General features: G+C 72.9%; 21 protein-coding genes. 7 read left to right on the top strand and 14 right to left on the bottom strand.

Annotated features, from left to right (window positions below):
* Window positions 1-159: 159 nt before the first annotated feature.
* Together J2X59_RS12365 and J2X59_RS12360 are read left to right on the top strand one after the other, a co-directional pair.
* Window positions 160-5724, top strand: coding sequence for a glutamate synthase-related protein (locus J2X59_RS12365; protein ID WP_326496874.1), 5565 nt, complete (start codon window positions 160-162; stop codon window positions 5722-5724).
* Window positions 5721-7508, top strand: coding sequence for a sulfite reductase subunit alpha (locus tag J2X59_RS12360; protein WP_326496873.1), 1788 nt, complete (start codon window positions 5721-5723; stop codon window positions 7506-7508). Before J2X59_RS12365 ends, J2X59_RS12360 begins: the two co-directional genes overlap by 4 nt.
* Window positions 7509-7574: 66 nt before the next feature.
* On the opposite strand, the gene J2X59_RS12355 is transcribed toward J2X59_RS12360, so the two are convergent.
* The 7 genes from J2X59_RS12355 to mvk all read right to left on the bottom strand — a co-directional run bounded on the left by J2X59_RS12355 (window position 7575) and on the right by mvk (window position 13685).
* On the bottom strand, window positions 7575-7742 hold the full coding sequence (locus J2X59_RS12355; RefSeq protein ID WP_209685778.1) for a hypothetical protein: 168 nt from the start codon (window positions 7740-7742) through the stop codon (window positions 7575-7577).
* A 135-nt stretch (window positions 7743-7877) separates the two neighbouring features.
* On the bottom strand, window positions 7878-8261 hold the full coding sequence (locus J2X59_RS12350; protein WP_066656011.1) for a DUF7882 family protein: 384 nt from the start codon (window positions 8259-8261) through the stop codon (window positions 7878-7880).
* A gap of 103 nt (window positions 8262-8364) precedes the next feature.
* Window positions 8365-9555 (bottom strand): hydroxymethylglutaryl-CoA synthase, encoded by a 1191-nt coding sequence (locus J2X59_RS12345; RefSeq protein ID WP_326496872.1) that lies wholly within the window; start codon window positions 9553-9555, stop codon window positions 8365-8367.
* Window positions 9552-10616 carry a hydroxymethylglutaryl-CoA reductase gene (locus J2X59_RS12340; RefSeq protein WP_326496871.1) on the bottom strand — a complete coding sequence of 355 codons (1065 nt, stop codon included), beginning with the start codon at window positions 10614-10616 and terminating at the stop codon, window positions 9552-9554. Before J2X59_RS12340 ends, J2X59_RS12345 begins: the two co-directional genes overlap by 4 nt.
* Window positions 10613-11692: a phosphomevalonate kinase gene (locus J2X59_RS12335; RefSeq protein WP_066656020.1), complete on the bottom strand. Its 1080-nt coding sequence runs from the start codon at window positions 11690-11692 to the stop codon at window positions 10613-10615. The genes J2X59_RS12340 and J2X59_RS12335 overlap by 4 nt, the downstream gene beginning before the upstream one ends.
* Window positions 11689-12696, bottom strand: coding sequence for a diphosphomevalonate decarboxylase (gene mvaD / locus J2X59_RS12330; RefSeq protein ID WP_251160429.1), 1008 nt, complete (start codon window positions 12694-12696; stop codon window positions 11689-11691). The genes J2X59_RS12335 and mvaD overlap by 4 nt, the downstream gene beginning before the upstream one ends.
* On the bottom strand, window positions 12696-13685 hold the full coding sequence (mvk, locus tag J2X59_RS12325; protein ID WP_326496870.1) for a mevalonate kinase: 990 nt from the start codon (window positions 13683-13685) through the stop codon (window positions 12696-12698). Before mvk ends, mvaD begins: the two co-directional genes overlap by 1 nt.
* 102 nt (window positions 13686-13787) lie before the next feature.
* Here mvk and J2X59_RS12320 point away from each other — a divergent pair, with 102 nt between their 5' ends.
* Genes J2X59_RS12320 through J2X59_RS12310 form a run of 3 tightly spaced genes read left to right on the top strand, consistent with a single transcriptional unit; the run spans window position 13788 to window position 15714 of the window.
* A complete protein-coding gene (locus J2X59_RS12320; RefSeq protein ID WP_326496869.1) occupies window positions 13788-14264 on the top strand; it encodes a MarR family winged helix-turn-helix transcriptional regulator in 477 nt (158 codons plus the stop codon).
* 25 nt (window positions 14265-14289) lie between these two features.
* Window positions 14290-14712 (top strand): organic hydroperoxide resistance protein, encoded by a 423-nt coding sequence (locus tag J2X59_RS12315; protein WP_066656027.1) that lies wholly within the window; start codon window positions 14290-14292, stop codon window positions 14710-14712.
* Between the two features lie 27 nt (window positions 14713-14739).
* Complete coding sequence (locus tag J2X59_RS12310; RefSeq protein ID WP_326496939.1) at window positions 14740-15714, top strand: zinc-binding dehydrogenase; 975 nt, start codon at window positions 14740-14742, stop codon at window positions 15712-15714.
* A gap of 81 nt (window positions 15715-15795) precedes the next feature.
* Here J2X59_RS12310 and J2X59_RS12305 read toward each other — a convergent pair whose 3' ends face one another.
* The 3 genes from J2X59_RS12305 to J2X59_RS12295 form a co-directional block, all read right to left on the bottom strand.
* Window positions 15796-16500, bottom strand: a complete 705-nt coding sequence (locus J2X59_RS12305; RefSeq protein ID WP_209685788.1) for a DUF4396 domain-containing protein — start codon at window positions 16498-16500, stop codon at window positions 15796-15798.
* Window positions 16501-16612: 112 nt separating this feature from the next.
* Entirely contained in the window at window positions 16613-18070 is a 1458-nt protein-coding gene (locus J2X59_RS12300; RefSeq protein WP_326496868.1) for a sugar porter family MFS transporter, read from the bottom strand.
* A 133-nt stretch (window positions 18071-18203) separates the two neighbouring features.
* A complete protein-coding gene (locus J2X59_RS12295; protein ID WP_066656042.1) occupies window positions 18204-18713 on the bottom strand; it encodes a hypothetical protein in 510 nt (169 codons plus the stop codon).
* Between the two features lie 110 nt (window positions 18714-18823).
* On the opposite strand from J2X59_RS12295, the gene J2X59_RS12290 reads away from it, so the two are divergent.
* Window positions 18824-19729 (top strand): LysM domain-containing protein, encoded by a 906-nt coding sequence (locus J2X59_RS12290; protein ID WP_326496867.1) that lies wholly within the window; start codon window positions 18824-18826, stop codon window positions 19727-19729.
* A gap of 187 nt (window positions 19730-19916) precedes the next feature.
* Here J2X59_RS12290 and pgi read toward each other — a convergent pair whose 3' ends face one another.
* The 4 genes from pgi to J2X59_RS12270 form a co-directional block, all read right to left on the bottom strand.
* Window positions 19917-21626 (bottom strand): glucose-6-phosphate isomerase, encoded by a 1710-nt coding sequence (gene pgi, locus J2X59_RS12285; protein ID WP_326496866.1) that lies wholly within the window; start codon window positions 21624-21626, stop codon window positions 19917-19919.
* A 143-nt stretch (window positions 21627-21769) separates the two neighbouring features.
* The gene (locus J2X59_RS12280) at window positions 21770-24061 is read right to left on the bottom strand and encodes a heavy metal translocating P-type ATPase (RefSeq protein WP_326496865.1); all 2292 of its coding nucleotides are present in this window, start codon (window positions 24059-24061) and stop codon (window positions 21770-21772) included.
* Window positions 24058-24276, bottom strand: a complete 219-nt coding sequence (locus J2X59_RS12275; protein ID WP_209685798.1) for a heavy-metal-associated domain-containing protein — start codon at window positions 24274-24276, stop codon at window positions 24058-24060. Before J2X59_RS12275 ends, J2X59_RS12280 begins: the two co-directional genes overlap by 4 nt.
* A 30-nt stretch (window positions 24277-24306) precedes the next feature.
* Window positions 24307-24609, bottom strand: a complete 303-nt coding sequence (locus J2X59_RS12270) for a metal-sensitive transcriptional regulator (RefSeq protein WP_326496864.1) — start codon at window positions 24607-24609, stop codon at window positions 24307-24309.
* A gap of 284 nt (window positions 24610-24893) precedes the next feature.
* On the opposite strand from J2X59_RS12270, the gene J2X59_RS12265 reads away from it, so the two are divergent.
* Window positions 24894-26096 (top strand): AraC family transcriptional regulator, encoded by a 1203-nt coding sequence (locus J2X59_RS12265; RefSeq protein ID WP_326496863.1) that lies wholly within the window; start codon window positions 24894-24896, stop codon window positions 26094-26096.
* Window positions 26097-26269: the final 173 nt, after the last annotated feature.

The raw sequence follows: 26269 nt of genomic DNA, 5'->3' as shown, positions 1-26269 counted from the left end.
GCCGGTCTGTTGCACCCGCGGTATACCAAGCCGTAGCATCGGCTCACCGCACCACCCCCACACAGGGCCACGACCGCCACCACCGGTCCGCCCGCGGCGAGCGCTCCACCGATGCAGCCCTGGCCGTCCGCTGCCGGCTGAGCCCCACTGGACCCGCACGTGAACCCCTCCCCCTTCGGTCTGTACGACCCTGCCCGCGAGTCGAGCGACTGCGGCGTCGGCTTCATCACCCGTCTCGACGGGGTGCCGACCCACGACGTCATCGTCCGCGGCGACGAAGCGCTCTGCTCGATCCCGCACCGGGGCGGCAAGTCCGCCGAGGGCGTCGGTGACGGCGCCGGCGTGAGCATCGACCTGTCGGTGGAGTTCTTCAGCGCGATCACCGGCGAGGAGCTCGTCGCCGGGCACTTCGGCGTCGCGAACTGCTTCGTGCCGGCCGACCCCGACGAGCGTGCCGCCGCCGTGCAGACCGTGACCGACGCGATCGAGCACGAGGGCTTCACGCTGCTGCTCGTCCGCGACGTCCCCGTCGACCACTCGGTCGCCCGTCCCGAGGCCGAGCAGTACCAGCTGCCGATCGTGCAGTGGGTGTTCCGCGCGCCCGAGGGGTGGTCCCGCACCGACGTCGACGCCGCGGCGAACCGCGCCCTGCTCGCCGTCGAGCGCGTGTCCTACACGCAGGCGGCCGAGGCCCGTGCCCCGCACGCCGCGCTCTACCCGCTGTCGCTCAGTGCCCGCACGCAGATCCTCAAGGGCCGACTGAACTCGGGCGAGGTGATCTCGTACTTCCGCGACCTCACGGACCCGCGGCACTCGGTGCGCACGCTCTACTTCCACACGCGGTTCTCGACGAACACCGAGCCGCACCCGACCATGGCGCAGCCGTTCCGGTTGATGGCGCACAACGGTGAGCTCAACACCGACCGGAAGAACCGGCTGTCGGACGAGGCACTCGCCGCCGCCCGCACCCGCAGCATCGTCCGGCCTCCCGGACAGTCGGACTCGAGCCGGCTCGACCAGACCCTGCAGAGCCGCGTGTTCGACGACGGGCTCGAGATCGTCGAGGCCGTCGTCACGCTCATGCCGCCGGCGTGGGAGAACGACCGCACCCTGACGGCCGACGTCCGGGACATGCTCGAGTACTTCTCGCTGTACGAGGAGAAGAACGACGGCCCGGCTGCCGTGATCTTCAGCGACGGCGACGTCGTCGGCGCGCGGCTCGACCGACTGGGGCTCCGTCCTCTGCGGACCGTGCAGACGGACGAGTACCTCATGGTGGCGTCCGAGTCCGGCCAGGTGACGTTCCCGGCCGACGAGGTCGTGCACCGCGGTCGCATCGAGGCCGGCGGCATGCTCGTCGTCGACCACCGCACCGGGTCGGTGATGCGCACGGACGAGGTCCTGCGGATGCTCGCCGCCCGTCGCGACTACGGGACGCTGCTCGACGCCGCCCGCGTGCACCTCGACGACCTGCCGGCGCCGGCCTACGACCGCGGCACCAGCACGCTGGGCTACGACGGCGACCTGTCGCTCGCGGGCCGCTACGTGGCGTACTCGCTGAACCAGGAGAGCTTCCGGTTCATGCTCGACCCGATGCTCGCCACCGGCTCGGAGCGCATCTCGGCGATGGGCTACGGCAACGCCATCAACGCGCTGAGCGACACCGAGGGCGGCATGGCGAAGTACTTCTCGCAGCGCTTCGCCCAGGTGACGAACCCGCCGCTCGACTCGATCCGCGAGGCCGACGGCATGTCGATGCGGGTCGCCCTCGGCAGCAAGCCGGACGGTACGGGCAGCGCGTCCGGCACGTCGAGCCGGCAGATCGTCGTGGACTCCCCCGTCCTCGGGCACCTCGACATGGTCCGCCTGCGCGACCAGACGATCGTGCCGCTCGAACGGTTCGACATGCTCTACGTGCCGGTCGTCGACGACGAGCAGGCGAACGCGGACGCCGTGCGTACCGCGACCGAACGGCTCGCCGGTGCCGTCGTGGCCTTCGCCGAGCGCCAGGGCGGGATCGCGGTCCTGACCGACCGCTCGGTGTCGTCGACGCACGCACCCCTCCCCGTGATCCTCGCCGTCGCCGCCGTCAACCAGCGGCTCATCGAGACCGGTCTGCGCCTGCGGGTGTCCGTGGTCGCCGAGTCCGGCCAGCTGCCGTCCTCGCACCACGTGGCCACCGCCCTGGGCTTCGGGGCCTCGGCCGTGTACAGCCTGTCCGCCCGGCTCCGCGCGGAGGAGAAGTACCCCGCCGCCCCCGCACCCGCCGGCGAGCTCACCGAGACGGATGCCGCCCTCAAGCGCTTCCGCAAGGCGGCCGAGAAGGCGCTGGCGAAGACGATGGGCCGCGTCGGCCTGTGCACCGCCGAGAGCTACATCGGCGGCGAGTTCTTCGAGCCGAACTACCTCGACACCGGCGACGACCTGTTCGCCCGGGTCTTCCCGCACATGGCCGCTCCGGTCGGCGGTGTCGGCTTCGCCCGCATCGCCCAGGCGTCCACCGAGTGGCACGAGCGCGCGCGCTCGGTCGCCACCGAGGGCCAGGTCCCCCTGCTCGGCCTGTTCAAGGAGCGGTCGGACGGCGCCGGACACTCGTTCGGCGTCGCGAGCGTCCGCGGCTTCGGCGGCATGACCGAGGAGCGCCCGGCCTTCGAGCGCTCCGGTGACTCCGACGCGCTGCGGCTGCTCACGCTCCGGCAGCTCGACGACTCGTTCGGCATCTCGGACACGGCGTACCGGAACACCGGTTACGACCGGCTGAGCGACGCCGAGATCGACGCGCACCGCATCACGCCGGGCTACGTCACGTTCCTGCAGACCACGCACGACGAGCGTTCCCGCCGCCCGGCGGCCCTGCGCGACGTGCTCGCCCTGCCCGCGGACGTCACCGGCATCGACGAGGCGCCGGACTTCGCGCGCGAGCTCGGCCGCTTCTCGACCACCGGGAACGCGAGCATCACGGTGCGCGGGCTGTCCGGCTCGCGGTCTTCCTCGGAGGACGCCCTGCCGGGAGGCACGACCCGCTTCACCCTGCGGCTCACCTCGACGGGGCCCACGGGCGCACTGCGCCACCGGGCCCTCGCGGACGGGCTCGCCCTGCTGCACCCCGGCACGGTCGACGTCGACGTCGTCGCCGACGATCGGGTGACGCTGCGCGCCACCGGTGCGGCCGCCGACCTGCTCGGCCTGCTGCAGCAGGCACCGGCGAGCGTCGACGTGGCCGAGGTCCAACCCGCGCACGAGATCACCCGGACCCTGGCGTCCGGTGCGATGAGCCACGGCGCCCTCGTCGCGACCGCGCACGAGGCCGTCGCCCACGGCACGAACATGGTCGGCGGCATGTCGAACTCGGGCGAGGGCGGCGAGCACCACTCCCGCTACGGCACGATCCGCGGCTCGCGCATCAAGCAGTTCGCCTCGGGTCGGTTCGGCATCTGGGCGGGCTACCTGGCCGACCCGATGCTCGAGGAGCTCGAGATCAAGATCGGCCAGGGCGCCAAGCCCGGCGAGGGCGGACAGCTCCCCGCGCCCAAGGTCACGGTGGACATCGCCGCGGCCCGGGGTGGGACGCCCGGCGTCGAGCTCATCTCGCCGCCGCCGCACCACGACACGTACTCGATCGAGGACCTCGCGCAGCTCATCCACGACTGCAAGGCCGCCCGGGTCCGGGTGGTCGTGAAGCTCGTGTCCTCCGAGGGCATCGGCACGATCGCGGTCGGCGTCGCGAAGGCCGGCGCGGACGTCATCAACGTCGCGGGCAACACCGGCGGCACCGGCGCCGCGGCCGTCACGAGCCTGAAGTACGCCGGACGCTCCGCGGAGATCGGTGTGGCCGAGGTGCACCAGGCCCTCGTCGCGAACGGCCTGCGCCAGAAGGTCACGCTCCGCTGCTCCGGTGCGCACCAGACCGGCTCGGACGTCGTCACGAGCGCGCTGCTCGGCGGGGACTCGTTCGAGTTCGGCACGACCGCGCTCATGATGCTCGGCTGCGTGATGGCGAAGAACTGCAACGTGAAGTGCCCGGCGGGCCTGACCACGAACGCCGAGGCCTTCGAGGGCGACCCCCGAGCGCTCGCGCAGTACCTGCTCAACATCGCGCACGACGTCCGGCAGATCCTCGCGCGCCTCGGCCTGCAGTCCCTCCGCGAGGCCCGGGGGCGCACCGACCTGCTGCAGCTCCTCGACCACCCGGCGTCCGTCGGCCGGCTGGACGTGCGGAACCTGCTCGCGCAGGTGCCCGAGAAGGTCGTCACCGACCCCGAGTACCTCGAGAAGGACTACCGCACCGACGACGCCCTGATCGACCAGGTGCGGGCCGCGCTCGTCGACGGGCACGAGCACGCCCTGACCGTGGACGGCATCGGCCTGGGCAACGCCGACAAGTCGGTCGGCGGGCAGCTCGGGATCGACGTCGAGCGCATCCTCAACCACGAGCTGCGCGGCGTCGACCTGTCCGCGCACCCGGCGGTCACCACCGACGACCGCGGTCGCCGTCGCTTGGTCGACGGCGCGGTGACGGTCCGCACCCACGGCGCTGCCGGGCAGTCGTACGGCGTCTTCACGAACGACGGCACGACGCTCGAGCACACCGGCACGGCGAACGACGGTGTCGGCAAGAGCCAGTCCGGCGGACGCATCGTCGTCCGTGCCCCGGGCGGCGGGAGCGCCGAGCGCGGCGGCAACGTCCTCGTCGGCAACTTCGCGCTGTTCGGCGCCACCGGCGGACGCACGTTCGTCGAGGGCGAGGCCGGCGACCGGTTCGCCGTCCGGAACTCGGGCGCGACGGCGGTGGTGGAGGGCCTCGGCGACTTCGGCTGCGAGTACATGACCGGCGGCGCCGTGCTCAACCTCGGCGGCTACGGCAAGGGCCTCGGCAACGGCATGTCCGGCGGGTTCCTGTACCAGTACGACCCGTCGGGAGCGGTGACCGAGCGCGCGAGCACCGACTCGCTCCTCGTCTTCCCCGTCACGGAGACCGAGCGCGGTGCGTTCCACGAGGCCGCGGCGAAGCTGCTGCTCGAGTGGCACCTCGAGGCCACCGGGTCCGCCCTCGCCGAGCGGCTGCTCGCGGACTGGGCGACCACTCGCGAGCACGTGTTCGTCGGGATGCCGCGCGCGCTCCTGCTCAGCCAGGACGCCGACGAGATCCTCGCCGCCGCGACGCGGAACGAGCTCCTCGACGAGCTCGCGACCTCGGTGGCGACGGACAAGCTCCGGGCGTTCAAGGTGGACTACCGCGACCAGCGGACGGTGCTCGACGGCCGCGCTCCGGCGCTGGGTGACCAGGGCGAGGACACGTTCTCGCTGCTGTCGTCGTACACGGTGCTCGGGGTGGCGCAGGACGTCGCGCAGGAACGTGTGCCGGGTGCCGCGCCGAGCGACCCCCGGGTGGCCGAGGCGGTGCGGAACCTCGTCCTGACCGAGGACTTCCAGGTGAAGCAGCGCGTCGTGAAGTACCTCCGCGGCACGTTCGACCGGTTCGCCGACGACGAGCTCGCGACCCTCATCGCCGTCAAGCGGCTCGACGACGCCAAGCGTGCCCTCGCACAGCGGAACAACCGCAGCGCGGACATGCCCGGCACCACGGGGTGGATTATGCACCAGAACGCCAAGAACGCCGGCCGTGTCCGCGCCGCCCGCTTCGACGAGCTGCTCGCGACCGCGGCGCTCGAGGACATCGCCGCCCGCGCCCCGCAGGCCCCCCTCGAGGCGGTGTCGGCATGAGCACGCTTCCCCCCACCGGGCAGCTGATCCCGGTCGACGCCCCGTTCTCGGCAGCGCAGGAGTCGTGGCTCGCCGGGTTCATCGCCGGCATCGCGGCCGCGGGCAAGCGTGCCACCGGCGGTGCCCCGACCACGACGGTGGACGTGCTCTTCGGGACGCAGACCGGCAACGCCGAGTTCCTCGCCGACGAGCTCGTCGCCGGCGCGAAGGCCCGCGGGCTCGGCGGACGGGCGACACCGCTCGACGCCGTGACGCCGGAGCAGCTCGCCGGCATGTCGCACGTGCTCGTCGTCACCTCGACGTACGGCGAGGGCGAGATGCCCGACAACGCCGGACTCTTCTGGGACGCGGTCCAGGCCTCGACGGTCCCCCGGCTCGAGGGGCTGCAGTACGCGGTGCTCGGGCTCGGCGACACGAGCTACGACGAGTTCTGCCAGGCCGGGAAGCTCCTCGACCTGCGGTTCGAGCAGCTCGGCGCGACCCGCATCCACGACCGCGTCGACTGCGACGTCGACTTCGAGGACCCCGCGGCGCTCTGGAGCGCGGCGGTCCTCGACCGGCTGGCGGCCGAGGCCGGAGTGCAGCCCGGGGCGGGCGGCCCCGCCGCAGCCGCGTCCACGTCGTCCGCCGCAGCGGGCGCGTCGGAGGCGAGCCGCGCCTCCCGGCCAGGATCGCAGTGGAACAAGCGCAACCCGTACCGAGCCCCGCTCGTCGTGAACCGGCTGCTCTCCTCGCCGCGCAGCGCGAAGGAGATCCGGCACGTCGAGTTCGACCTCGGCACCTCGGGCATCGAGTACCGCGCCGGCGACGCCCTCGCGGTGGTACCGCACAACGACCCCGCGCTCGTCGACCAGCTGCTCGAGCACCTCGGGGCCGACGGGGCCGCCGTGTTCGACGGACGGCCGCTCGCCGAGGTCCTGCGCACCGAGCGCGAGATCCGGACGCCGTCGAAGGACCTCGTGGCCGACCTCGTGCAGCGCGCACCGGCGTCGGAGCTCGCGGCGGTCGTGTCGCACGGGGACAAGCACGAGCTCGACCGGTGGCTCTGGGGCCGCGACGTCCTCGACCTGCTCCGGGACGCCGGTACCGCGGCGCCGTCGATGGAGGAGCTGCTCCCGAACCTCCGCGGGCTGCAGGCGCGGCAGTACTCGATCTCGTCGAGCCCGCTGGCGCACCCGGACCGCATCCACCTGACGATCGCGTCCGTCCGCTACGGCGACGCGCACCGGTCCCACGCCGGCGTCGCGTCGACGTACCTGGCCGACCGGGTGCAGGCCGACGGTGAGGTCGACGTGTACCTCCAGCCGAACGCCGCGTTCGGGGTCCCCGCCGACGGCGACGCCCCGATGGTGATGATCGGCCCCGGCACCGGCATCGCTCCGTTCCGTGGGTTCCTGCACGAGCGGGCAGCGGCCGGTGCGACCGGGCGGAACTGGCTGTTCTTCGGCGACCAGCACCGCGAGACCGACTTCGTGTACGAGGACGAGCTCACCGCGATGCAGGAGTCGGGCGTGCTCACCCGGCTCGACCTGGCGTTCTCGCGCGACCAGGCCGAGAAGGTCTACGTGCAGACGCGGATGCGCGAGCAGGCGGCGGAGCTCTTCCGGTGGCTCGAGGACGGGGCGCACGTGTACGTGTGCGGCGACGCCTCGCGCATGGCGAAGGACGTCGAGCAGGCGCTCCTGGAGGTCATCGCGACCGGTCGGGGCCGCGGGGACGACGACGCGCAGGCGTACCTGGCGGACCTGCGGCGCGCGAAGCGCTACGTCCGCGACGTCTACTGAGCGGCGCCGCCGCCGAGGCGTGCCCCGGCCGCCGAGGGACCGACGGCCGGGGCACCCGAGGGACGGTCACCCGGTGACGGCGACCGACTCCGCATCCCGCACGACGAAGAAGTCCGAGTACAGCGCGCACCCGTCCGGCTCGACCAGGAGACCCCTGATCCAGATCTCGTGTCGACACTCCACCTCGACGACCGTCCCGGCGCGGTCGTCGACCGTGTCCTCCGTCGCGGACATGCGGTTCCCTCCGTCCGCGGTCGCAGCCGGCCGGCTCCCTGACGCCGGCCGTGGGGACTGTGCGTCCCGCGGCACCCGTACCCTACGGAGGCGCCTGCGACGGCCGGAACCCGTTGACCCGGCTCCGCCGCTGTGCTACTCCGTGTCGCCGGCGGACGCGGACTCCGCCGCCCCCGGGACGACCGCCCGGGACCACGCGGAGTCCGCCGCGGTGCTCGTGTCCGGTGGCTCGGGCACGAGCACGAGCCCGGCACCGGAGGTCGCCGCCGCGTAGAGCTCCTCGAGCCAGCTGCGGTTGATCGCGGGCACCCGGCTGCCCGCGAAGGTGAACCGCAGGCTGACGTTCGGGTGCAGCCAGACGGAGCTGCGCCCGTCGCCGTGGAGCACGTCGTCCTTCCACGAGAACACGAAGCGGTGGTCGCGCCGCAGCATGTTCACGATGACGATCTGCAGGTGCGTGAGCGCGCGGTCGTCGACCCGCAGGTCGAGCACCTCACCGTCGTAGACGATCTGACCCATGAGGATCCTTCTACACCGTGCCGGCGAGCGAGGGCCGGGTGCGGGACGGACGGGAGGCGCGGTGCCGGCCGGCACCGCGCCTCCCGGCCGTCGTGGGGTCGCGTCAGTCCTGCGCGGTCGCCTCGTAGTGCCGCGCACCGCCGCGCACACCCGCGAAGCGGTACGGCGCAGCCGTGACGCGGGGCCGCTCGACGTCCTCGCTCGTGGCGGCACCGGCAGCGTGCAGCTCCCGGTAGGCGTCGACCGTCAGCGGGGTGCGCGCCGCGAGCAGTGCGCGGACCCGGCCCTCGCGGCGGTGGGAGCGGTGGTCGGGCCGGACGATCCCGGTGATGAGCTCCCCGACGCTGCCCGAGCCGTAGCTGAACAGGGCGATCCGCTCGCCGCCCAGGTCGTCGTCGAGGTCGAGCAGCGCCGCGAGGCCGATCCAGAGCGACGCCGTGTAGGTGTTGCCGGTCTGCTTGTTGTAGGTGAAGCCGATCGCGAGCTCGGACTCGTCGAAGGGCACCCCGACGTGCTGCGTGAGCTTCCGGTGCGCCTTGAGCGCCATCTTCGTGAACGGCTGGTGGTGGACGAAGCGCACGATGTCCTCGTACGCCGGGCCGCCCTGCGACGCCAGGTCGTCCCACGCCCCGACGAACGCGTCGACGTACGCGCTGACCGACAGCCGGCCGTCGACGAGCGCCGTCGAGCGGTCGTTCGGCCGCCAGAAGTCGTCGACGTCGGCGGTGAAGACGCCCGCGGCGGGCTCGATCTCGATGAGGTCGGGGTCCGCGGACACCAGGATCGCGGCGGCCCCGGCGCCCTGGGTGGGCTCGGCGGCGGTGTCGACGTCGTACCGGGCGACGTCGGCGGCGATGACGAGGACCCGCTCGTGGGGTGCGCGCGCGATGATGCCGAGGGCGAGCTGCACGGCGGCGGTCCCGCCGTAGCAGGCCTGCTTCAGCTCGACCACGCGGACGTTCTGCGGGAGGCCGAGGAGCCCGTGCACGTAGACACCGGCGGCCTTGGACTGGTCGACGCCCGACTCGGTCGCGAACAGCACCGTGCGGATGCCCTCGACGCCGTGGCGGTCGATGACCTCCTTCGCGGCGGCGGCACCCATGGTGACGATGTCCTCGTCGGGCGCGGGCACGCTGAACGCGTCCTGCCCGATGCCGACGTGGTACTTCGCCGGGTCGACGCCGAGCCGTTCGGCCAGGTCGTCGAGCTCGAGCACGTGGTGGCCGGTCGCGATCGCGATGTCGTGGATGCCGACGGACAGCGGTTGCCGTGCGTCGCGCTGCTGGGCGCTCATGCTGCACCTCCTGCGGGCTTCGACCCGCGACGTTCCATGGCGACGTGCGCCGCCATCAGCTCGCCCGGGTTGGTCTGGGCGGCGAGCAGGGACAGCTCACCGCAGAGCACCGTCGCCGCGCACAGGGCGGCCAGGCGGCGGGCGTTGGCACCGGGCTCCCGGTCCTCACGGCAGCCGAGGCGCACCAGGGCGTCCTCGACGACGGGCAGGTCCCCGCCCTTGCCGTTGCCGACCGTGCCGACGATGAGGTGCGGCAGCGCCGTGGAGAAGTAGAGGTCGTCACCGCGGGCCTCGGCGTAGGTGATGCCCTGCGAGCCCTCGACGATGTTGGCGGCGTCCTGCCCGGTGGCCAGGTAGAAGCCGAGGAGCATGTTCGCGTAGTGCGCGTTCGCGGAGCGCAGGGCCCCGGCGATGGTCGAGCCGACCAGGTTCTTCGCCACGTTGAGCTCCGCGATCCGCGCAGCGCTCGACCGCAGCCGCTTCTCGACGATCTCCCCCGGGATCACGATCTCGGCGATCGTGTTCCGGCCGCGACCGCGGATGCCGTTCACCGCGGTGGCCTTCTTGTCCGTGCAGAAGTTGCCCGAGACGCTGACGTAGCGCAGGCCCGGCTCCCACGCGAGGATCGCGGGCAGGAGCTTGTCCGCCGCCTGCGTCACCATGTTGTGGCCGGAGGCGTCGCCCGTGGTGAACGCGAAGCGCAGGAACAGCAGGTCGCCGACGATCTCGGGGTGCACCTCGATGAGCTTCGCGAAGCGGCTCTGCCCGGCGACGATCTGCTCGAGTTCGTCCTGGCGCGCGAGGATGCGGCCTGCCGCGATGTGCGCAGCGGCGGCGCTGTCGGCCTTCACGACGACCGAGCGGGTCATGCGCTCGTCGACGACGGTCGCGACGATGCCGCCCTCGACCATGCGCGAGATGCGGGCACCGCGACCGACGGACGGCCACAGCGGCGACTCGTACGTGGCGAGGGGCACCTCGTGCTCGCCCTCGACGGCGTTGCCGCTCACGCGGATCGGCCCCACCCACTTCGTGGGGACCGGGGTCAGCAGGTCGGTCATTCGACGCTCCCTTCGGGCGCTTGCACCGCGACGCTGAGGTGTCTGATGTCGTGCGCCTCCCAGGCGCGGTGGATGCCGGCGAGGTCGGTGTCCGCCGGGACGAGCGCGATGCCGCAGTCGCCGCCGCCGGCACCGGACGGCTTCGCCGCCCCGCCGGCCGACTCGACGACGTCGCACAGGGTCGCGAGCCGCTCGGTCTCGATCTGCGAGCCGACGGACGCGCCGAGGCGCTGCATGAGCACGCGGGCGCGCCGCAGGGCATCGAGCGTCATCGCCGCGTCGCCGGTCCGGAGGCCCGTGGTCAGGTCGTCGACGCAGGCGCGGCTGTCGTCGAGGAACGCCTGGTACCCGCCGTTGCGGTGCTTCCGGACCACGCTGACGAGCTTCGTCGTCGACGCCGGCGAGCCCGTCCAGCCGACCAGGAGTTCGAGGTCCGCCGGCGCGGGCAGGCGCTGCACGTCGAAGCCGGTCCAGGCGTCGGTGTCGTCGAGGATGGCGGTCACGGAACGGCTGTCGAGCATGGCCACCAGGCGCTCGCGGTCCGGTGCGCTGTAGCGGAGCCAGCCGCCGAAGGTGCTCGCGGCGAGGTCGCCGCCGGACGCGCGCGGGTTGACCCGGACGGTCGCGAGCAGCGCGACCCGGAAGCGGTCCCGCTGCGAGAGCCCGATGCCGTAGAACCGGTCGAGTGCGCCGACCGTGGCGACGGTGACCGCGGCCGAGGATCCGAGCCCGAACTTCCGACCGCTGGCGTCGTCGAGCTGGCTCTCGATGCGGAGGTCGTGGAACCGCGGTGCGATCCCACGCTCGGCCCGGAGCTTCTCGACCAGGTCGATCGTCGCCATGACGTAGTCGTAGGGGTGGTGCTCGCGGTCCAGCGCCAGGCCGTCCTCGTCGCGGGTCCACGTCAGCGGGAGGTGCCCGTACTCCTCGGAGTGCACGCTCCCGGAGCCGTGGCCCTCGCGCACCCGGGCGGTGATGGCCCGGTCGAGAGCGATGAGCACGGACGGCTGCCCGGGCTCGACGACGGCGTACTCGCCCGCGACGAACAGCTTGCCGTGGGCGCGGAACTCGATCACTCGGCGGTCTCCTCCGGTCGGACGGCACCCACTCCGGGTGCCTCCGTCCCTTCGGAGCGGACGACGCGTGCGCCTGGTCCGGTGCCCGACTCGATGACGTCTCCGAGACCGGCGAGCGCCGTGGCGACGGCACCGCGGTCCTCGGGCTTCGTGAGCACCACGACGTTCGGGCCGGCGTCGGCGGTCGCGTACGCCTCGGTCCCGGCGGCACGGAGCTCGGCGACGGCGTCGAACACGGCGACGCTGCGGGCGTTCAGGTACCGGATGGGCGGGAAGGCGCCCTCGATCGTCGCGTGCATGCGGAGCGCGTTGCTCTCGGTGAGCTCCCCGATCCGGGTGAAGTCACCGGCGGCGCAGGCGTCGAGCATCTCCCCCACGGTCTCGGTCGTCGACGTCACCCACGCCGGGTAGAACGGCGAGGTCGCGATCGTCCGGCGCATCGCCTCGCGCGAGCCGATCGCCTTCTCGCCGGCGGAGATCGTCACCACGACCATGGCCATCGGCGGGGCGGGGACGCGCTCGGCGTAGGAGCCCTGATCGTCGCCGGCGTGCCAGACCGCGACACCGCCGGGGATCGAGCGCGTGGCGGACCCCGAACCGCGTCGGGCGAGCCGGGAGAGGTCGCGCTCGGACAGGTCGAGCCCGTAGGCCGCCGACGCCGCGGTCGCGAGGGCCGCGAAGCCGGACGCACTGGAGGCCAGCCCGGCGCCGGTCGGCACGGTGTTCTCGGAGACGACGGCCGCGCGGTCGGACGACCCGGCGAGCTCGCGCACGAGGTCGAGGAACTGCTGCACGCGGAGCAGCGCACCCTCGGGGGCCGCGCCGCCGTTGAGCACGAGCGAGTCGGCGTCCGCCGCGGCGTCGAGCGTCACGGTCGTCGTGGTCGGGAAGACGTCGAGGCCCATCGACACGCTGCCGGTGGCGGGCAGGGCGAGTTGCGCGTCGGCCTTGCCCCAGTACTTCACGAGCGCGATGTTGGGGTGCGCGACGGCGGTGGCGGTCATCAAGCGCGGGCTCCGATCGTGGTGGTCCAGGTCTCCGTCGCGCCCGCGGCACGGAGTGCGGCGGACACGCGGTCGGCGTGCTCCCCGTCCGCGACGAGCGCGAGGACGCATCCGCCGCGCCCACCGCCGGTGAGCTTCGCGCCGAGGGCGTCCGCACAGCGTGCGGCGTCGACGAGCCGGTCGAGGTCCGCGCTCGACACGTCGAGTTCGGTGAGCAGTTCGTGCGCGGCGTCCATCGTGGCACCGAGGGCCTGGGCATCGCCATCCTCGAGTGTCCCCCGTGCGCGTCGCGCGAGGGCGCCGATGGCATCGACGACGCCGTCGACCGTGGCGGGGTCGGCGTCGTGCCGTTCCCGGACGGCCGCGACTGCCTCGCGCGTGTGCCCCGGGACACCGGTGTCCGCGACGACGAAGGTGAACACCGCGCCGAGCGGGACGGGCTCGACCACGCCGCCCTCGAACCACACGGGCACCTCGGCGACGACCCCTCGGGCATCGAGTCCGGAGGGGCGGCCGTGGGCGACGCGCTCGCACTCCTGCACGAGTTCGTGGTGCTCCTCGGGGTCGAGGGTCCGACCGAAGACGTCGGCCACGGCGGCGGTCACGGCGGCGGCGACGGCGGCGCTCGAACCCATGCCCCGGGCGGTCGGCACGGCACTGTCGACCCGGACGTGCACGTGCTGCTCCTCGGCGCCGAGGTGCCGGAGCGTCGCGGTCACGGCGGTCACCGTCGGCAGCACCGCCGCCGGTGCGGTGTCGAGGGGTCCGGTGTGCACGGTCGACTCGAGCCGGCTGCCGTCGCCGGGTGCCACCGGGGTCACCGTCGCGGTCACCCGCACGTCGAGCACGGGGAGCACGAGCGCGGGTACGCCGTACACCACGGCGTGCTCGCCGATCAGGATCGTCTTGCCGTGGGACGACGCTGACCCGGTGCGGAGGCTGGGTCCTGCTCCCGGGGTCGCGGTGCTGTCGGTGTCGTTGCTGGTCATCGTGGCTCAGGTCAGCCTAACCGGCCGTGCGCGCGACCGCCCGGTGCCCGGCTGTGAACAACTTGGTTGTGCACAACCGAGTTGCGTGCCACACTGGTGGGCATGCCGGTGACCGACGAGATGGTGTGCTTCTCGCTCTACGCGGCGTCCCGGGCGACCACCCAGGCGTACCGCGCACTGCTGGAGCCCTGGGGACTGACGTACCCCCAGTACCTCGTCCTCGTGACCCTGTGGATCGAGGGCGACCAGACCGTCTCCACGCTCGGCGAGCACCTGCAGCTCGACTCGGGCACCCTGTCGCCGCTGCTCCGGCGCATGGAGCAGGCCGACCTGGTCCGCCGCGAGCGCCGCAGCACCGACGAACGCGTCGTGACGGTCACGCTCGGCGACCGCGGTCGCTCGATCCGCCCCGAGCTCGCGCACGTCCCCGCGCGCATCGCCGCCGGGATGGGCCTGTCCGACGAGCAGGCCGCCCTCGAGCTCATCGCGACGCTCCAGCGCCTGACGGCGACCATGCACGCCGCGGCCGACGACACCGGAACCACGACCACCGACGCCCCCACAGCGTCGGACGACTGACCCCACGAAGGAAGGAAGGACCCCCATGGACGTCCTCTACACCGCCGAGGCGCTCGCCACCGGTGAGGGCCGCAACGGCCACGTCGCCACCAGCGACGGCCGCGTCGAGCACGACCTCGCCATCCCGAAGGAGATGGGTGGCTCCGGCAACGGCGCCAATCCCGAGCAGCTCTTCGCAGCCGGCTACGCCGCGTGCTTCCACTCCGCGCTGCAGGGCGTCGCCCGCGCGCAGAAGGTGAAGATCACCGACTCGACCGTCGGTGGCCGCGTCTCCATCGGCCCGAACGGCCAGGGCGGCTACCAGCTCGCCGTCATGCTCGAGGTCGTCATCCCCGGCCTGGAGCACGACCAGGCCCAGGCCCTCGCGGACGCCGCGCACCAGGTCTGCCCGTACTCGAACGCCACCCGCGGCAACATCGACGTCACCATCGTCGTCTCGGAGGACTGACCCATGACCGACACCACCCCCACCACCATGCGCGCCGTCGTCCACGAGACCTTCGGTGAGCCGGCCGACGTCCTGACCGTCGCCGAGCGCCCCGTCCCGCAGCCCGGCCCCGGCCAGGTGCTCGTCCGCACGGTGCTCTCCCCCATCCACAACCACGACCTGTGGACGATCCGCGGCACCTACGGGTTCAAGCCCGAGCTCCCCGCGGCCAGCGGCACCGAGGCGCTCGGCGTCGTCGAGGCCCTGGGCGAGGGCGTCGACCGCCTGCAGGTCGGCCAGCGCGTCGCGGGCGGCACCTTCGGCGTCTGGGCCGAGTACTACGTCGCCGACGCCGCCGGGCTCGTCCCCGTGCCGGACGCCATGCCCGACGAGTCCGCCGCGCAGCTCGTCTCGATGCCGTTCAGCGCGATCAGCCTGCTGCACTCGCTCGACCTGCACGAGGGCGACTGGATCATCCAGAACGCCGCGAACGGCGCCGTCGGCCGCATGGTCGCCCAGCTCGGCAAGGCTCGCGGCATCAACGTGATCGGTCTGGTCCGTCGCGCCGAGGGCGTCGAGGAACTGCGGGAGCAGGGCATCGACCGCATCGTCGCCACCGACGCCGAGGGCTGGCAGGACCAGGTCCGCGAGCTCACCGGCGGTGCCCCGATCGTCGCGGGCGTCGAGTCCGTCGGCGGGAAGGCCGCGGGCGACATCGCCTCGGTCATGGGCGAGAACGGCACGCTCGTCGTCTTCGGCGCCATGGCGTCGCCGACGCTCGAGATCCCGTCCGGCAAGGTGATCTTCGGCCAGCTCACCGTCAAGGGGTTCTGGGGCGCCGTCGTCAGCAAGACCATGCCGGCCGAGCTCAAGGGCCAGCTCTTCGGCGAGCTCATCACCCGCGTGCTCGACGGATCGCTGACGCTCCCCGTCTCCGAGACCTTCGTCTTCGAGGACGCCCGCGACGCAGCGCGTGCCAGCGACACCGCCGGCCGTGTCGGCAAGGTGCTGCTGCGCCCGTAGCAGTGCAGCACCCCGGGACGGACGGGAGGCGCGGTGCCAGCTGGCACCGTGCCTCCCGTCCGTCGCGGTGTGCGCCGCAGGTCACATCGCCTCCTTCAGCCCCTTCCGCACCAGGAGCGCGTTCATCGGGTACGAGCAGACGAACCCGGCGACCATCGCGACCTGCATCGCGACCCAGAACTCGGGTGTCAGCACGCCGACGCGGCCACCGAGCACCGCCGGCAGCAGCGCGAACTGCAGCACCGCCATCGCGCCGTACATACCGACCTGCCACGCGGTGATGCTGAGGGTGTCGGCCTTCAGCGCGGCGACGAGCCCGTCCCGCCAGCCGAGCCCGCGCATCGGCGCGATCGCCGCGTACTGGAACGCGATACCGACGACGAACGCGATGACGAAGTCGATGATCCACCCGGCGAACATGCGGTCCTGGTAGAGCGTGCCGAGCCCGACGAGGGTGCCGAGGGCCGGGAAGGCGACGAGCCCGAACTCGCCGACGAGGTCACCGAGCGCACACCCGGCGCCGCAGTGGCTCGTGTCGATCGCGGTGCCCGCCCACCGGCCGTGACCGCCCACCGTCGCGCGGCCCCGGCGGAGGTAGAAGACCAGCCACACCACGCTGCCGAAGAGCATCGTCAGCGGCCAGACGAGCGCCATCACCCGCATGTGCGGCGGGTGCCGGACGACGTCGACCGCGACGACGAGCGCGCAGCCGACCGCCACCACGAGGAGCACCGCGCAGACCGCGGTCAGCGTCGTCGGCAGGTCGCCCACCTGCAGTTCGGTCATCGCATGCGCCTCCCGTGATCGTTGTCGCCCGACAACGGTGCACCGTACACACCCGGATCGGAGCCCCGGTCGGGCATGCGTCCCCCGGCGTCCGTCCGCGTGGCAGCGCGGGCTACCGCTGCGCCTGCTCCGCGGCGACGGCGGAGACGTCGCCGGTGGGCAGCCCCTGCTCGACCTCCTCCAGGGTGCGACCCCGGCTCTCCGGCACGAACCTCCGGATGAAGAGCAGGGCCAGGACGCCGACCGCGGCGAACCCGAAGAAGGTGCCGGTGATGCCGGTCGCCGCGACGATCGTGGGGAAGGTCAGCCCGAGGAACGCGTTCGCGGTCCAGAGGCAGAACACGGCGATGCCCATGCCGAGCGCGCGGATCTGCGTGGGGAAGATCTCCGACAGGATCACCCACGTCGCGATGTTGAGGAACGTCTGCATCGAGCCGACGAACGCGACGACGAGGACCAGGATCACCCAGGGTCGAGCGGGGCTGCCCTCGACCAGGGTCATCGACGCGATGCCGATCAGGAAGTGGCACACCGTCGTCAGCGAGTACCCGATGACGAGCGTCGTGCGGCGGTCGATGCGCTCCATGTTGGCGAGGGCGACCACCCCGCCGACCACCGCGATGACCCCGGGAGCGATGTTCGCGATGAGGGCCGCCGACTCCTGGAAGCCGGACTCGACCAGGACGGTCTGCCCGTAGTACATGATCGAGTTGATGCCGGTGAGCTGCTGCGCGACACCGATACCGGACCCGACGAGCACGATCCGGACCAGCCTCCCGTTGCCGAGCAGCGTGCGCCACCCGCCGCCGTGCCGGGCCTCCGCCTCGCGCTCGTTCGCGCGCTCGATCGCCTCGAGTTCGGCGGTGGCGCGCTCCTCGGAGCGGACCTGCACGAGCACCGCGCGGGCTTCGCCGTACCGGCCCTTCGACGCGAGCCACCGCGGCGACTCCGGCACGCGCAGCATGCCGACGAAGAGCGCCACCGCAGGCAGGGCGCAGACGGCGAGCATGACGCGCCAGACGCCGTCGCCCTCACCCCAGAGGGTGCCGATGACGGCGTTCACCACGAAGGCGGCGAGCTGGCCGATCACGATCATGAGCTCGTTGCGGCCCGACAGCGATCCACGGATCTCGTACGGTGCGAGCTCGGCGAGGAAGACGGGCACGACGGTCGACGCCCCACCGACCGCGAGCCCGAGCAGGACCCGGCCGACGACCATGACCCCGAACGTCGGGGCGAGGACGCAGGTCAGCGTGCCGACGAAGAAGGCCACGGCGAGCAGGACGATCGTCCTCCGACGTCCCCAGCCGTCCGCGATCCGACCGCCGAGCACCGCACCGACCGCAGCGCCGAAGAGCAGCGAGCTCGTGACGACGCCCACGGTCAGGTCCGTCAGGCCGAGCTCCTGCTGCATCGGGAGCAGCGCCCCGTTGATCACACCGGTGTCGTAGCCGAAGAGGAGGCCGCCGAGGGTCGCGACGAGGGCCAGGACACCGAGACGGCGGCGGTGGGGGCCCTCCCCCACCGGGGGGAGGGCGACCTTCGGTGCTGTCGGCGCGGTGTCGACCATTGCGTGGCTCCTTCGTCGGGGGACCTCGCGACGGTGCGCGCGGCGATCGTGTCCCGTTCCGTGTCCCGTCGACCGGACCGCTCACCCGTGCGGCCGGCCGATCCTCCGACCGGTCGGCGGAGGCCGGTGCTGCTCAGTCGGAGTCGGCCGGACCGTCGCCGAGCACGTCGCCGAGCGAAGCCATGCCGGCCCCGTGGTCGGTGTAGCGGCGGACGGTCCGTCGGGCCGCTGCACTCGCGGCCCCGCCGAGCGCCGGGTTGCGCCGAGCCGCGTCCGCCACCCGACCCGCGTGCCCGGCGGTGGACAGCAGGACGTTCGCCAGTGCGCGTGCGGCGCCGGACTCCGGGACCCCGGTCACCGTCCAGGCGCTCCGGAGCTGCTCGTCCGGTGTGACCCCGCGACGGGTGCCCATCCGGTGCCAGTCGGAGAGGGCGCCCTCGGTGCGCTCAGCGGCCCGCTCGACCTCTCCTGCACGCCGGCGCTGGACCGCGCGGACGGCGTCGGCCGAAGCATCGTCCGTCCCGTGCTCGCGCCCCTCGACGGCGGCGGCACGCTGCCGGGCGGCCGTGTCGTCACCGCCCGCCTCGGCGATGCGAGCGGCGTGGGCGGCGGCTGCGGCGGCGAGGATGTCGTGGCGGTCCATGCCTCGACGGTAGCCGCTCGCGCCGACAGCTACGTCCCTCGACACATCCGCTCGCCGCCGCTCCCTGCCGCGCCGGGTCCGCCGGTAGCATCTCGAACCGAGGGGGAATCATGGACCGAACCGTTGCGACCGGTGCCACCGCTCTGGTCGTCGCCGTCGCGCTGTCCGGTTGCTCGCTGCTCGGCGGGTCCGACGGAGCGCTCCCGGCGCCCTCGGCCCCGCCGACGGCGAGCCGGACGTCCACCCCGTCGCCGACGGCGACCGAGGACCCGGACGCCGCCCGGCTCGAGGCCTCGGCGACCCCGCGCGCGCCCAGCCCGGTCGCGTCCGAGGCCGCCGTCCCCGACCCCGTGCTCACCCCGATCCCGGCCGGGACGGTGCTGGCCGAGGGCGACGTCGCCTCACCGAAGGGCAGCATCCACTTCCACTACCGCGTCGTGGCGGACGGCGACGACACCTTCACCGCACAGTTCAGCGGCGTGACCTCGTCGCTGCCCGTCCCGATCGGGGCCGGGTTCTTCGAACGCGAGCGGACGGTGGGCGACGGCCTGACCTACGCCGGCGTGGGCGACACCGTGCTCGGCGGTCCGACCCCCGCGCCGGTCGCGAAGGACGTGCCGCTCGACGGCTCGGGTGTCGACCCGTCGGGGCTCGTGACGCTCGTGGTGTCCTCGGCGGCCGACCCCGGCCAGGCCGACCTGCCGATCGAGATCGCGGCCGGCAAGGTGCTCGCGGTCGCGCCGGTGCGCTGGTCGGTGCCCGAGCGGCAGACGAACGTGCACCCGGTCGACGGCGGAGCACGGTCGAACGCCTCCGGTCCGGTCACGGCGACGACGGCGTCCGGTGCGCCGCGCTCCTACACGGTCGCGCCGGACGACCTGATCGGCGACGTCGCGGCACGCTTCGGCATCAGCGTGAAGGCGCTCGTCTGGTTGAACGCCGACGTGCAGGTGTTCGGCGACGAGCAGTACCTGTACGAGGGGACGACCCTCAACCTCGACCCGCTCGCGCGCTGACGCCGGCTGGTCGCACGCCCGCCGAGTCTCGCGCAGGCGGACGTGTTCGCGGCTCGCGAGCCGCGAAGGTGTCCGCGAGGCCGAGTCTCGGGGCCGAGGCCGCCCCGCGGCAAGCGCGACCACGCACCGGACGGGAGGCGCGGTGCCAGCTGGCACCGCGCCTCCCGTCCGTCGTCAGGTGCGTGGGCTACTCGCCGCGCAGCTCCAGGTACTTGGCGATGAGCGACTTCGTCGAGGAGTCCTGCGACGCGAGCGCGTCCTGGTCGCCGTCGACCGCCGGGGCGATCTGCAGCGCGAGCTGCTTGCCGAGCTCGACACCCCACTGGTCGAACGAGTCGATGCCCCAGATGGTGCCCTCGGTGAACACGATGTGCTCGTAGAGGGAGATGAGCTGACCGAGCACGCTCGGGGTGAGCTCCGGCGCGAGGATCGACGTCGACGGCTTGTTGCCCGTGAAGGTGCGGGCCGCGACGATGCCCTCGTCGGTGGTGCCCTCGGCGCGGACCTCGTCGGCGGTCTTGCCGAACGCGAGCGCCTTGGTCTGCGCGAAGAAGTTCGCCAGGAACAGCGCGTGGACGTCCTGGCCCGGCTGCACGGCCTTGCCGTCGCCCGACTCGTCCTTGAGCGGACGCGCCGGCTTCGCGACGGTGATGAAGTCCGCCGGGATCAGGCGGGTGCCCTGGTGGATGAGCTGGTAGAACGCGTGCTGGCCGTTGGTGCCCGGCTCGCCCCAGAAGACCTCGCCGGTGTCCGTCGTGACGGGCGAGCCGTCCCAGCGGACGCGCTTGCCGTTCGACTCCATCGTGAGCTGCTGCAGGTACGCGGCGAAGCGGTGCAGGTACTGCGTGTACGGCAGGACCGCGTGGCTCTGCGCGCCGAGGAAGTTCGTGTACCAGACGTTGAGCAGGCCCATCAGGACGGGGACGTTCTGCTCGAGCGGCGTGGTGCGGACGTGCTCGTCGACGGCGTGGAACCCGGCGAGGAACTGCTCCCAGTTCTCCTTGCCGATCGCGATGACGACCGAGGTGCCGATGGCCGAGTCGACCGAGTAGCGGCCACCCACCCAGTCCCAGAAGCCGAAGGCGTTCTCGGGGTCGATGCCGAACGCGGCGACCTTGTCGAGCGCGGTCGAGACGGCGACGAAGTGCTTGGCGACGGCGTTCGACTTCTCCTCGTCCGACGCGTCGGTCAGGCCGAGGCGCTCCCACAGCCACTGGCGGGCGAGACGGGCGTTGGTCAGGGTCTCGAGCGTGCCGAAGGTCTTCGACGCGACGATGAAGAGCGTGGTCTCCGGGTCGAGGTCGACGGTCTTCTCGTAGATGTCGGCGGGGTCGATGTTCGAGACGAAGCGCGCCTCGAGGCCCTCCTGCACGTACGGCTTGAGCGCCTCGTAGACCATGACCGGGCCGAGGTCGGAGCCACCGATGCCGATGTTGACGACGGTCTCGATGCGCTTGCCGGTGACACCGGTCCACGAGCCGTCGCGCACCTGCTCGGCGAAGGCGTAGACCTTGTCGAGCGTGGCGTGCACGTCGGCGTCGACGTCCTGGCCGTCGACCACGAGCGCCGGCTCGATGCCCCGCGGACGGCGGAGCGCCGTGTGCAGGACGGCGCGGTCCTCGGTCACGTTGATGTGCTCGCCGGCGAGCATCGCCTCGAAGCGCTCGGCGACGCCGGTGTCCTTCGCGACCTGGAGCAGGGCGGCGAGGATCTCGTCGTCGACGAGGCCCTTCGACAGGTCGACGGTCAGGTCGGCGGCCTGGAACGTGTAGCGCTCGGCGCGACCGGGGTCGCTGTCGAACCAACCGCGCAGGTCGGGGGTGAATCCGTCGGCGATGCCGGCGAGCTTCTTCCAGCCGTCGGTCGATGTGGGGTCGACGGGAGCGGATTCGGTCACTTCGGTCCTCCTGGGTACCTTCTGGACGTACTGGACCGCGGGTCACCGCAGCGCTGCGTCGCGGACCACGTCCGAGCGTAGTGCGCTCCGGCAGGTGGCGTGCACAGTCGCACGGGAGGCACCGCGCACGTCCGCCCCGGCGGTCACGTCGTCGGGACCGTCGGCGCTCCGGCGGTGGCCCGGAAGCGACGCAGGCGCAGGCTGTTCGTCACCACGAAGACGGACGAGAACGCCATCGCCGCACCCGCGAGCACCGGGTTCAGCAGTCCCGCCATCGCGAGCGGGATCGCCGCGACGTTGTAGGCGAAGGCCCAGAACAGGTTGCCGCGGATCGTGCGGAGCGTCGCCCGGGACAGCCGGACCGCGTCCGCCACCACGGTGAGCCGACCGCTCACGACGGTGATGTCGCTCGCGGCGATCGCCGCGTCGGTGCCGGCCCCCATCGCGATGCCGAGGTCCGCCGCCGCGAGCGCCGCCGCGTCGTTGACCCCTTCGCCGACCATCGCGACCGTCCGCCCCTCGGCCTGCAGTCGCCGGACGGTCTCGAGCTTCGAGGCCGGGGTCGCACGCGCGTGCACCTCGTCGATGCCGACGCGGGCCGCGACGGCGCGCGCGGCGCCCTCGTTGTCCCCGGTGAGCAGCACCGGGCGCAGGCCGAGCGCGACGAACCGCCGGACGGCCTCCGGCGCCTCGGGCTTCACCGTGTCGCCGACGACGACGGCGCCGAGCACCGAGCCGCCCCGGCCGACGAGGACCGCGGTCCCGCCGTCCGACTCGGCAGCGGCGACCTGCACGGCCAGCGCCTCGTCCACCGGCAGGGCCCACGCCTCCGCCAGCCACCGGGCGGTGCCGACGACGACCACCTCGCCGTCGACCACGGCCTGCACGCCCGCGCCCGGCGTCGCGGCGAACTGCTCCGCGACCGGGACGTCGAGTGCGCGGTCCCGCGCGGCCCGGACGACCGCACGCGCCACCGGGTGCTCGGAACCGTCCTCGACCGCCGCCACCACCGCGAGCAGCGGTCCGTCGGCGTCCGGTGCGCCGTCGACCGGCAGGACCGCCGTCAGGCGCATCTCCCCGGTCGTCACGGTGCCGGTCTTGTCGAGCACGATCGTGTCCACGGCGCGGGTGCGTTCGAGCGCCTGGGGGCCGCCGATCAGGATGCCGAGCTGCGAGCCACGACCCGTGCCGACGAGCAGCGCGGTGGGCGTCGCGAGCCCGAGGGCGCACGGGCAGGCGATGACGAGCGTCGCGACCGCGGCGGTGACGGCAGCGGTCAGGGACCCGCCGGCGACGAGCCACCCGACGAACGCGACCACGGCGAGGCCGATCACGACGGGCACGAACACGGCGGAGACCCGGTCGGCGAGTCGCTGCACCGCGGCCTTGCCGGTCTGGGCGTCCTCGACGAGGCGTCCCATCCGGGCGAGCTCGGTGTCGGCACCGACGGCGGTGACCTCGACCACGAGCCGACCACCGACGTCGATGGTCGCGCCGGTCACGCGGTCGCCGGGTCGCACCTCGACCGGGACCGACTCGCCGGTGAGCATGCTGAGGTCGACGGCTGACGAGCCCTCGCGCACGATGCCGTCGCTCGGGATCCGCTCCCCCGGTCGGACGACGACGACGTCCCCGACGACGAGCGACGCGGCGGGCACACGGGTCTCGACGGGACCGGACGGCCCGTCGCGGAGCACCGACGCGTCCTTCGCGCCGAGTTCGAGCAGCGCGCGCAGCGCCGCCCCGGACCGCTGCTTGGCCCGGGCCTCCATGTACCGGCCGGCCAGGATGAAGACCGTCACGGCCGCGGCCACCTCGAGGTAGAGGTCGCTCGCCTCGGGGTCCGTGGCGAACCACGAGAAGGTCATGTGCATGCCGGGGGCACCGGCGTCGCCGAGGAACAGTGCGTACAGCGACCAGCCGAACGCGGCGACGACGCCGAGGCTGACCAGGGTGTCCATGGTCGCGGCGCCGTGTCGGGCGTTCACCCACGCGGCACGGTGGAACGGCAGCGCTCCCCAGACGGCGACCGGTGCCGCCAGTGCCAGGGCAGCCCACTGCCAGTTCGGGAACTGCAGGACCGGCACCATCGAGAGCAGGACCACGGGCAGCGCCAGGACGGCGGAGACGACGAGCCGCTGCCGCAGGGGCGCGGTCGCGGCGTCGGGGCCGGTGGCGTCGTCGACGTCGTCGGCAGAGCCCGGAGTCGGCTGCCGCACGTGGACGGTCGCCCCGTACCCGGCGGCCTCGACCGCCGCGACGAGCGCCGCGGTGTCGACCGTGTCCGGGTCGGTCACCGACACCTGCGCCTGCTCGGTCGCGTAGTTCACGGTCGCGGAGACGCCCGGCAGCTTGCCGAGCTTCCGCTCGACACGGTTCGCGCACGAGGCGCAGGTCATCCCCGTGATGTCGAGCTCGACGACGCCCTCGCTCACCGGGACACGACCTCGTACCCCGCCTCCGCGATCGCGCCGCGGAGGGCCTGGTCGTCGATCCGGTGGTCGGACGTGACGGTGACGGACGACGACCCGCCGGGCACGAGGTCCACGGCGACGTCGGTCACACCGGCGAGCTCGGAGACCTCCTCGGTCACGCTCGCCACGCAGTGCTCGCAGGTCATCCCGGTCACGGCGACGGTCTCGGTGGTCATGGGTCCTCCTCGGTGTGTGGTGCGGTGGGGTCAGGAACGGACGAGTCGGGCGATGGCGTCGCTCGCCTCGCGGATCTTCGCGTCGGCGGCGTCGCCGCCCTCGGCCACGGCCTCGGCGACGCAGTGGCGCAGGTGGTCCTCGAGCAACGACAGGGCGACCCGTTCGAGCGCCCGGTTCGCCGCGGAGATCTGGGTCAGCACGTCGATGCAGTACGTCTCGTCCTCGACCATGCGCGCGATCCCGCGGACCTGCCCCTCCGCGCGACGCAGCCGCTTGAGCAGGTCGTCCTTGTCCTCGATGTACCCGACGTGTGCGTGCGGTGCTGCTGGCATCCTGACCTCCGTGCTCCCCGACAGGGTACCCCCCTGGGGTACTTCGTGGTCGCCGAGCCGACAGGAGACGCAGAGTTGTCTGAGAATTCGTCATTGTGCGCCGGGGTCGCTCGTCGCTGCGGGCGAGGGTCGGCGCGTGCCGACGGATCCCTGCCGGGGCGCGGATCGAGCCGGTACCCACCGGACGGGAGGCTCGTGTCGCGGCCGCCACAGGCCTCCCGTCCGGCAGCGCCCACCCGGGACGCGGAAGCGCGCATCCCGGACAGTGCTGGCATGATGCGCGGGTGAGCACCTCGTCGACGAACGGTTACCGCCGCCTGCGGTTCACCGAGAGCGACGGCACCGACTACGGCCGGATCTTCTCGGCGGAGTACAACGGCCGCGACCTCGGTACCGAGACCTACGTCGCCGAGGGCACCCGGTACGAGTACACGATCGTCGGCGACGACGACGTCACGCTCCGCACCATGCGCGCCGAGGGCGGACGGCGCGGTGGCGTGATCGGCCCGCGCAACGACCACGTCGTGTTCTGGCTCACCCGCGGACGCCTCGAGATGCACTTCGCGGACCGGACGCGGGTGATCGAACCGGGGAGCCCCTACATCGCCTCGGCGTCCGAGGCGTACCGGTTCGAGTCCGCCGACACCGTCTACAACGGCCTGCACGTGTCGGACCCGTTCCTCCGGTCGGTCGGCGCGGAGCTCGGCTACCGCCTGCCGGACGGCCCCCTGCTGTTCGACCAGCAGGACGAGGCGATCGCCCGGCGCGAGCCGCTCCGCCGCCTGGTGCAGGACCTCGCGCCGGCACTGCTCGACGACCGCGTGGTCGGTCCGATGCGCACGGCCCTGAACCGGCGGCTCGCGGTGGTCGTCCTCGACACCTTCCCGATCCGCAACCGGGGCCAGGACGTCCCGGTCGCGAACCGGCTGCGCGACGCGGTCCGCCACATCGAGGCACACGCACAGGACCGACCGTCCGTCCCCGAGATCGCGGCCGCGTGCGGACTGAGCCAGCGCGGCCTGCAGGACGTCTTCGCGCGGACGCTCGGCACCACACCGAACCGGTTCATGCGCGACCACCGGCTCGACTGCGTCCGTCGTGAACTGCTGCGCGCCGCCGGCGACGAGGGCGTGACACCGGTCGCCCGACGATGGGGCTTCACCAACCCCGGCCGTTTCGCCGCGGCCTACCGGGAGCGCTTCGGCGAGGACCCCGCGGCGACCCTGCGCGGCTCACGGGCCGCGCGACCCGACTCCGGCCGGACGTCCTGGCGGGTCCGACGTGCCGTCGCGCACATCGTCGAGCACGCCGACGGCGACCTGACCGTCGACGAGATCGCGGACGCTGCGGGGGTGCGTCCCCGCCGGTTGCAGCAGCTCTTCCGACAGGAGTGCGGACTGTCGCCCATGGCGTACGTGCGCTCCGTGCGCTCCGTGCGGGACGCTGGGTCGCGCAACACCGGGGCCGGTATCGGCGGCACCGGCTGACCCTCCGCCGTCGGGGTACACGGAGAACCGGCGTTCTGGCGCTTTCCCTGGAAGGGCGCTGAATCACACCGGACCCGTGTGACGAATCTCGGTGTCAGCCCGTCTCATCCGTGAACAGCAACCGCTGGGAACGTGTCCCGGCGGGTTCTCGAAGGGAGACACCAATGGCTGAC

This window comes from Curtobacterium sp. 260 (assembly GCF_030803485.1).
Taxonomy (GTDB): domain Bacteria; phylum Actinomycetota; class Actinomycetes; order Actinomycetales; family Microbacteriaceae; genus Curtobacterium.
Note: the sequence above shows the minus strand (reverse complement) of the source record. Positions and strands in the feature narration are given on the sequence as shown.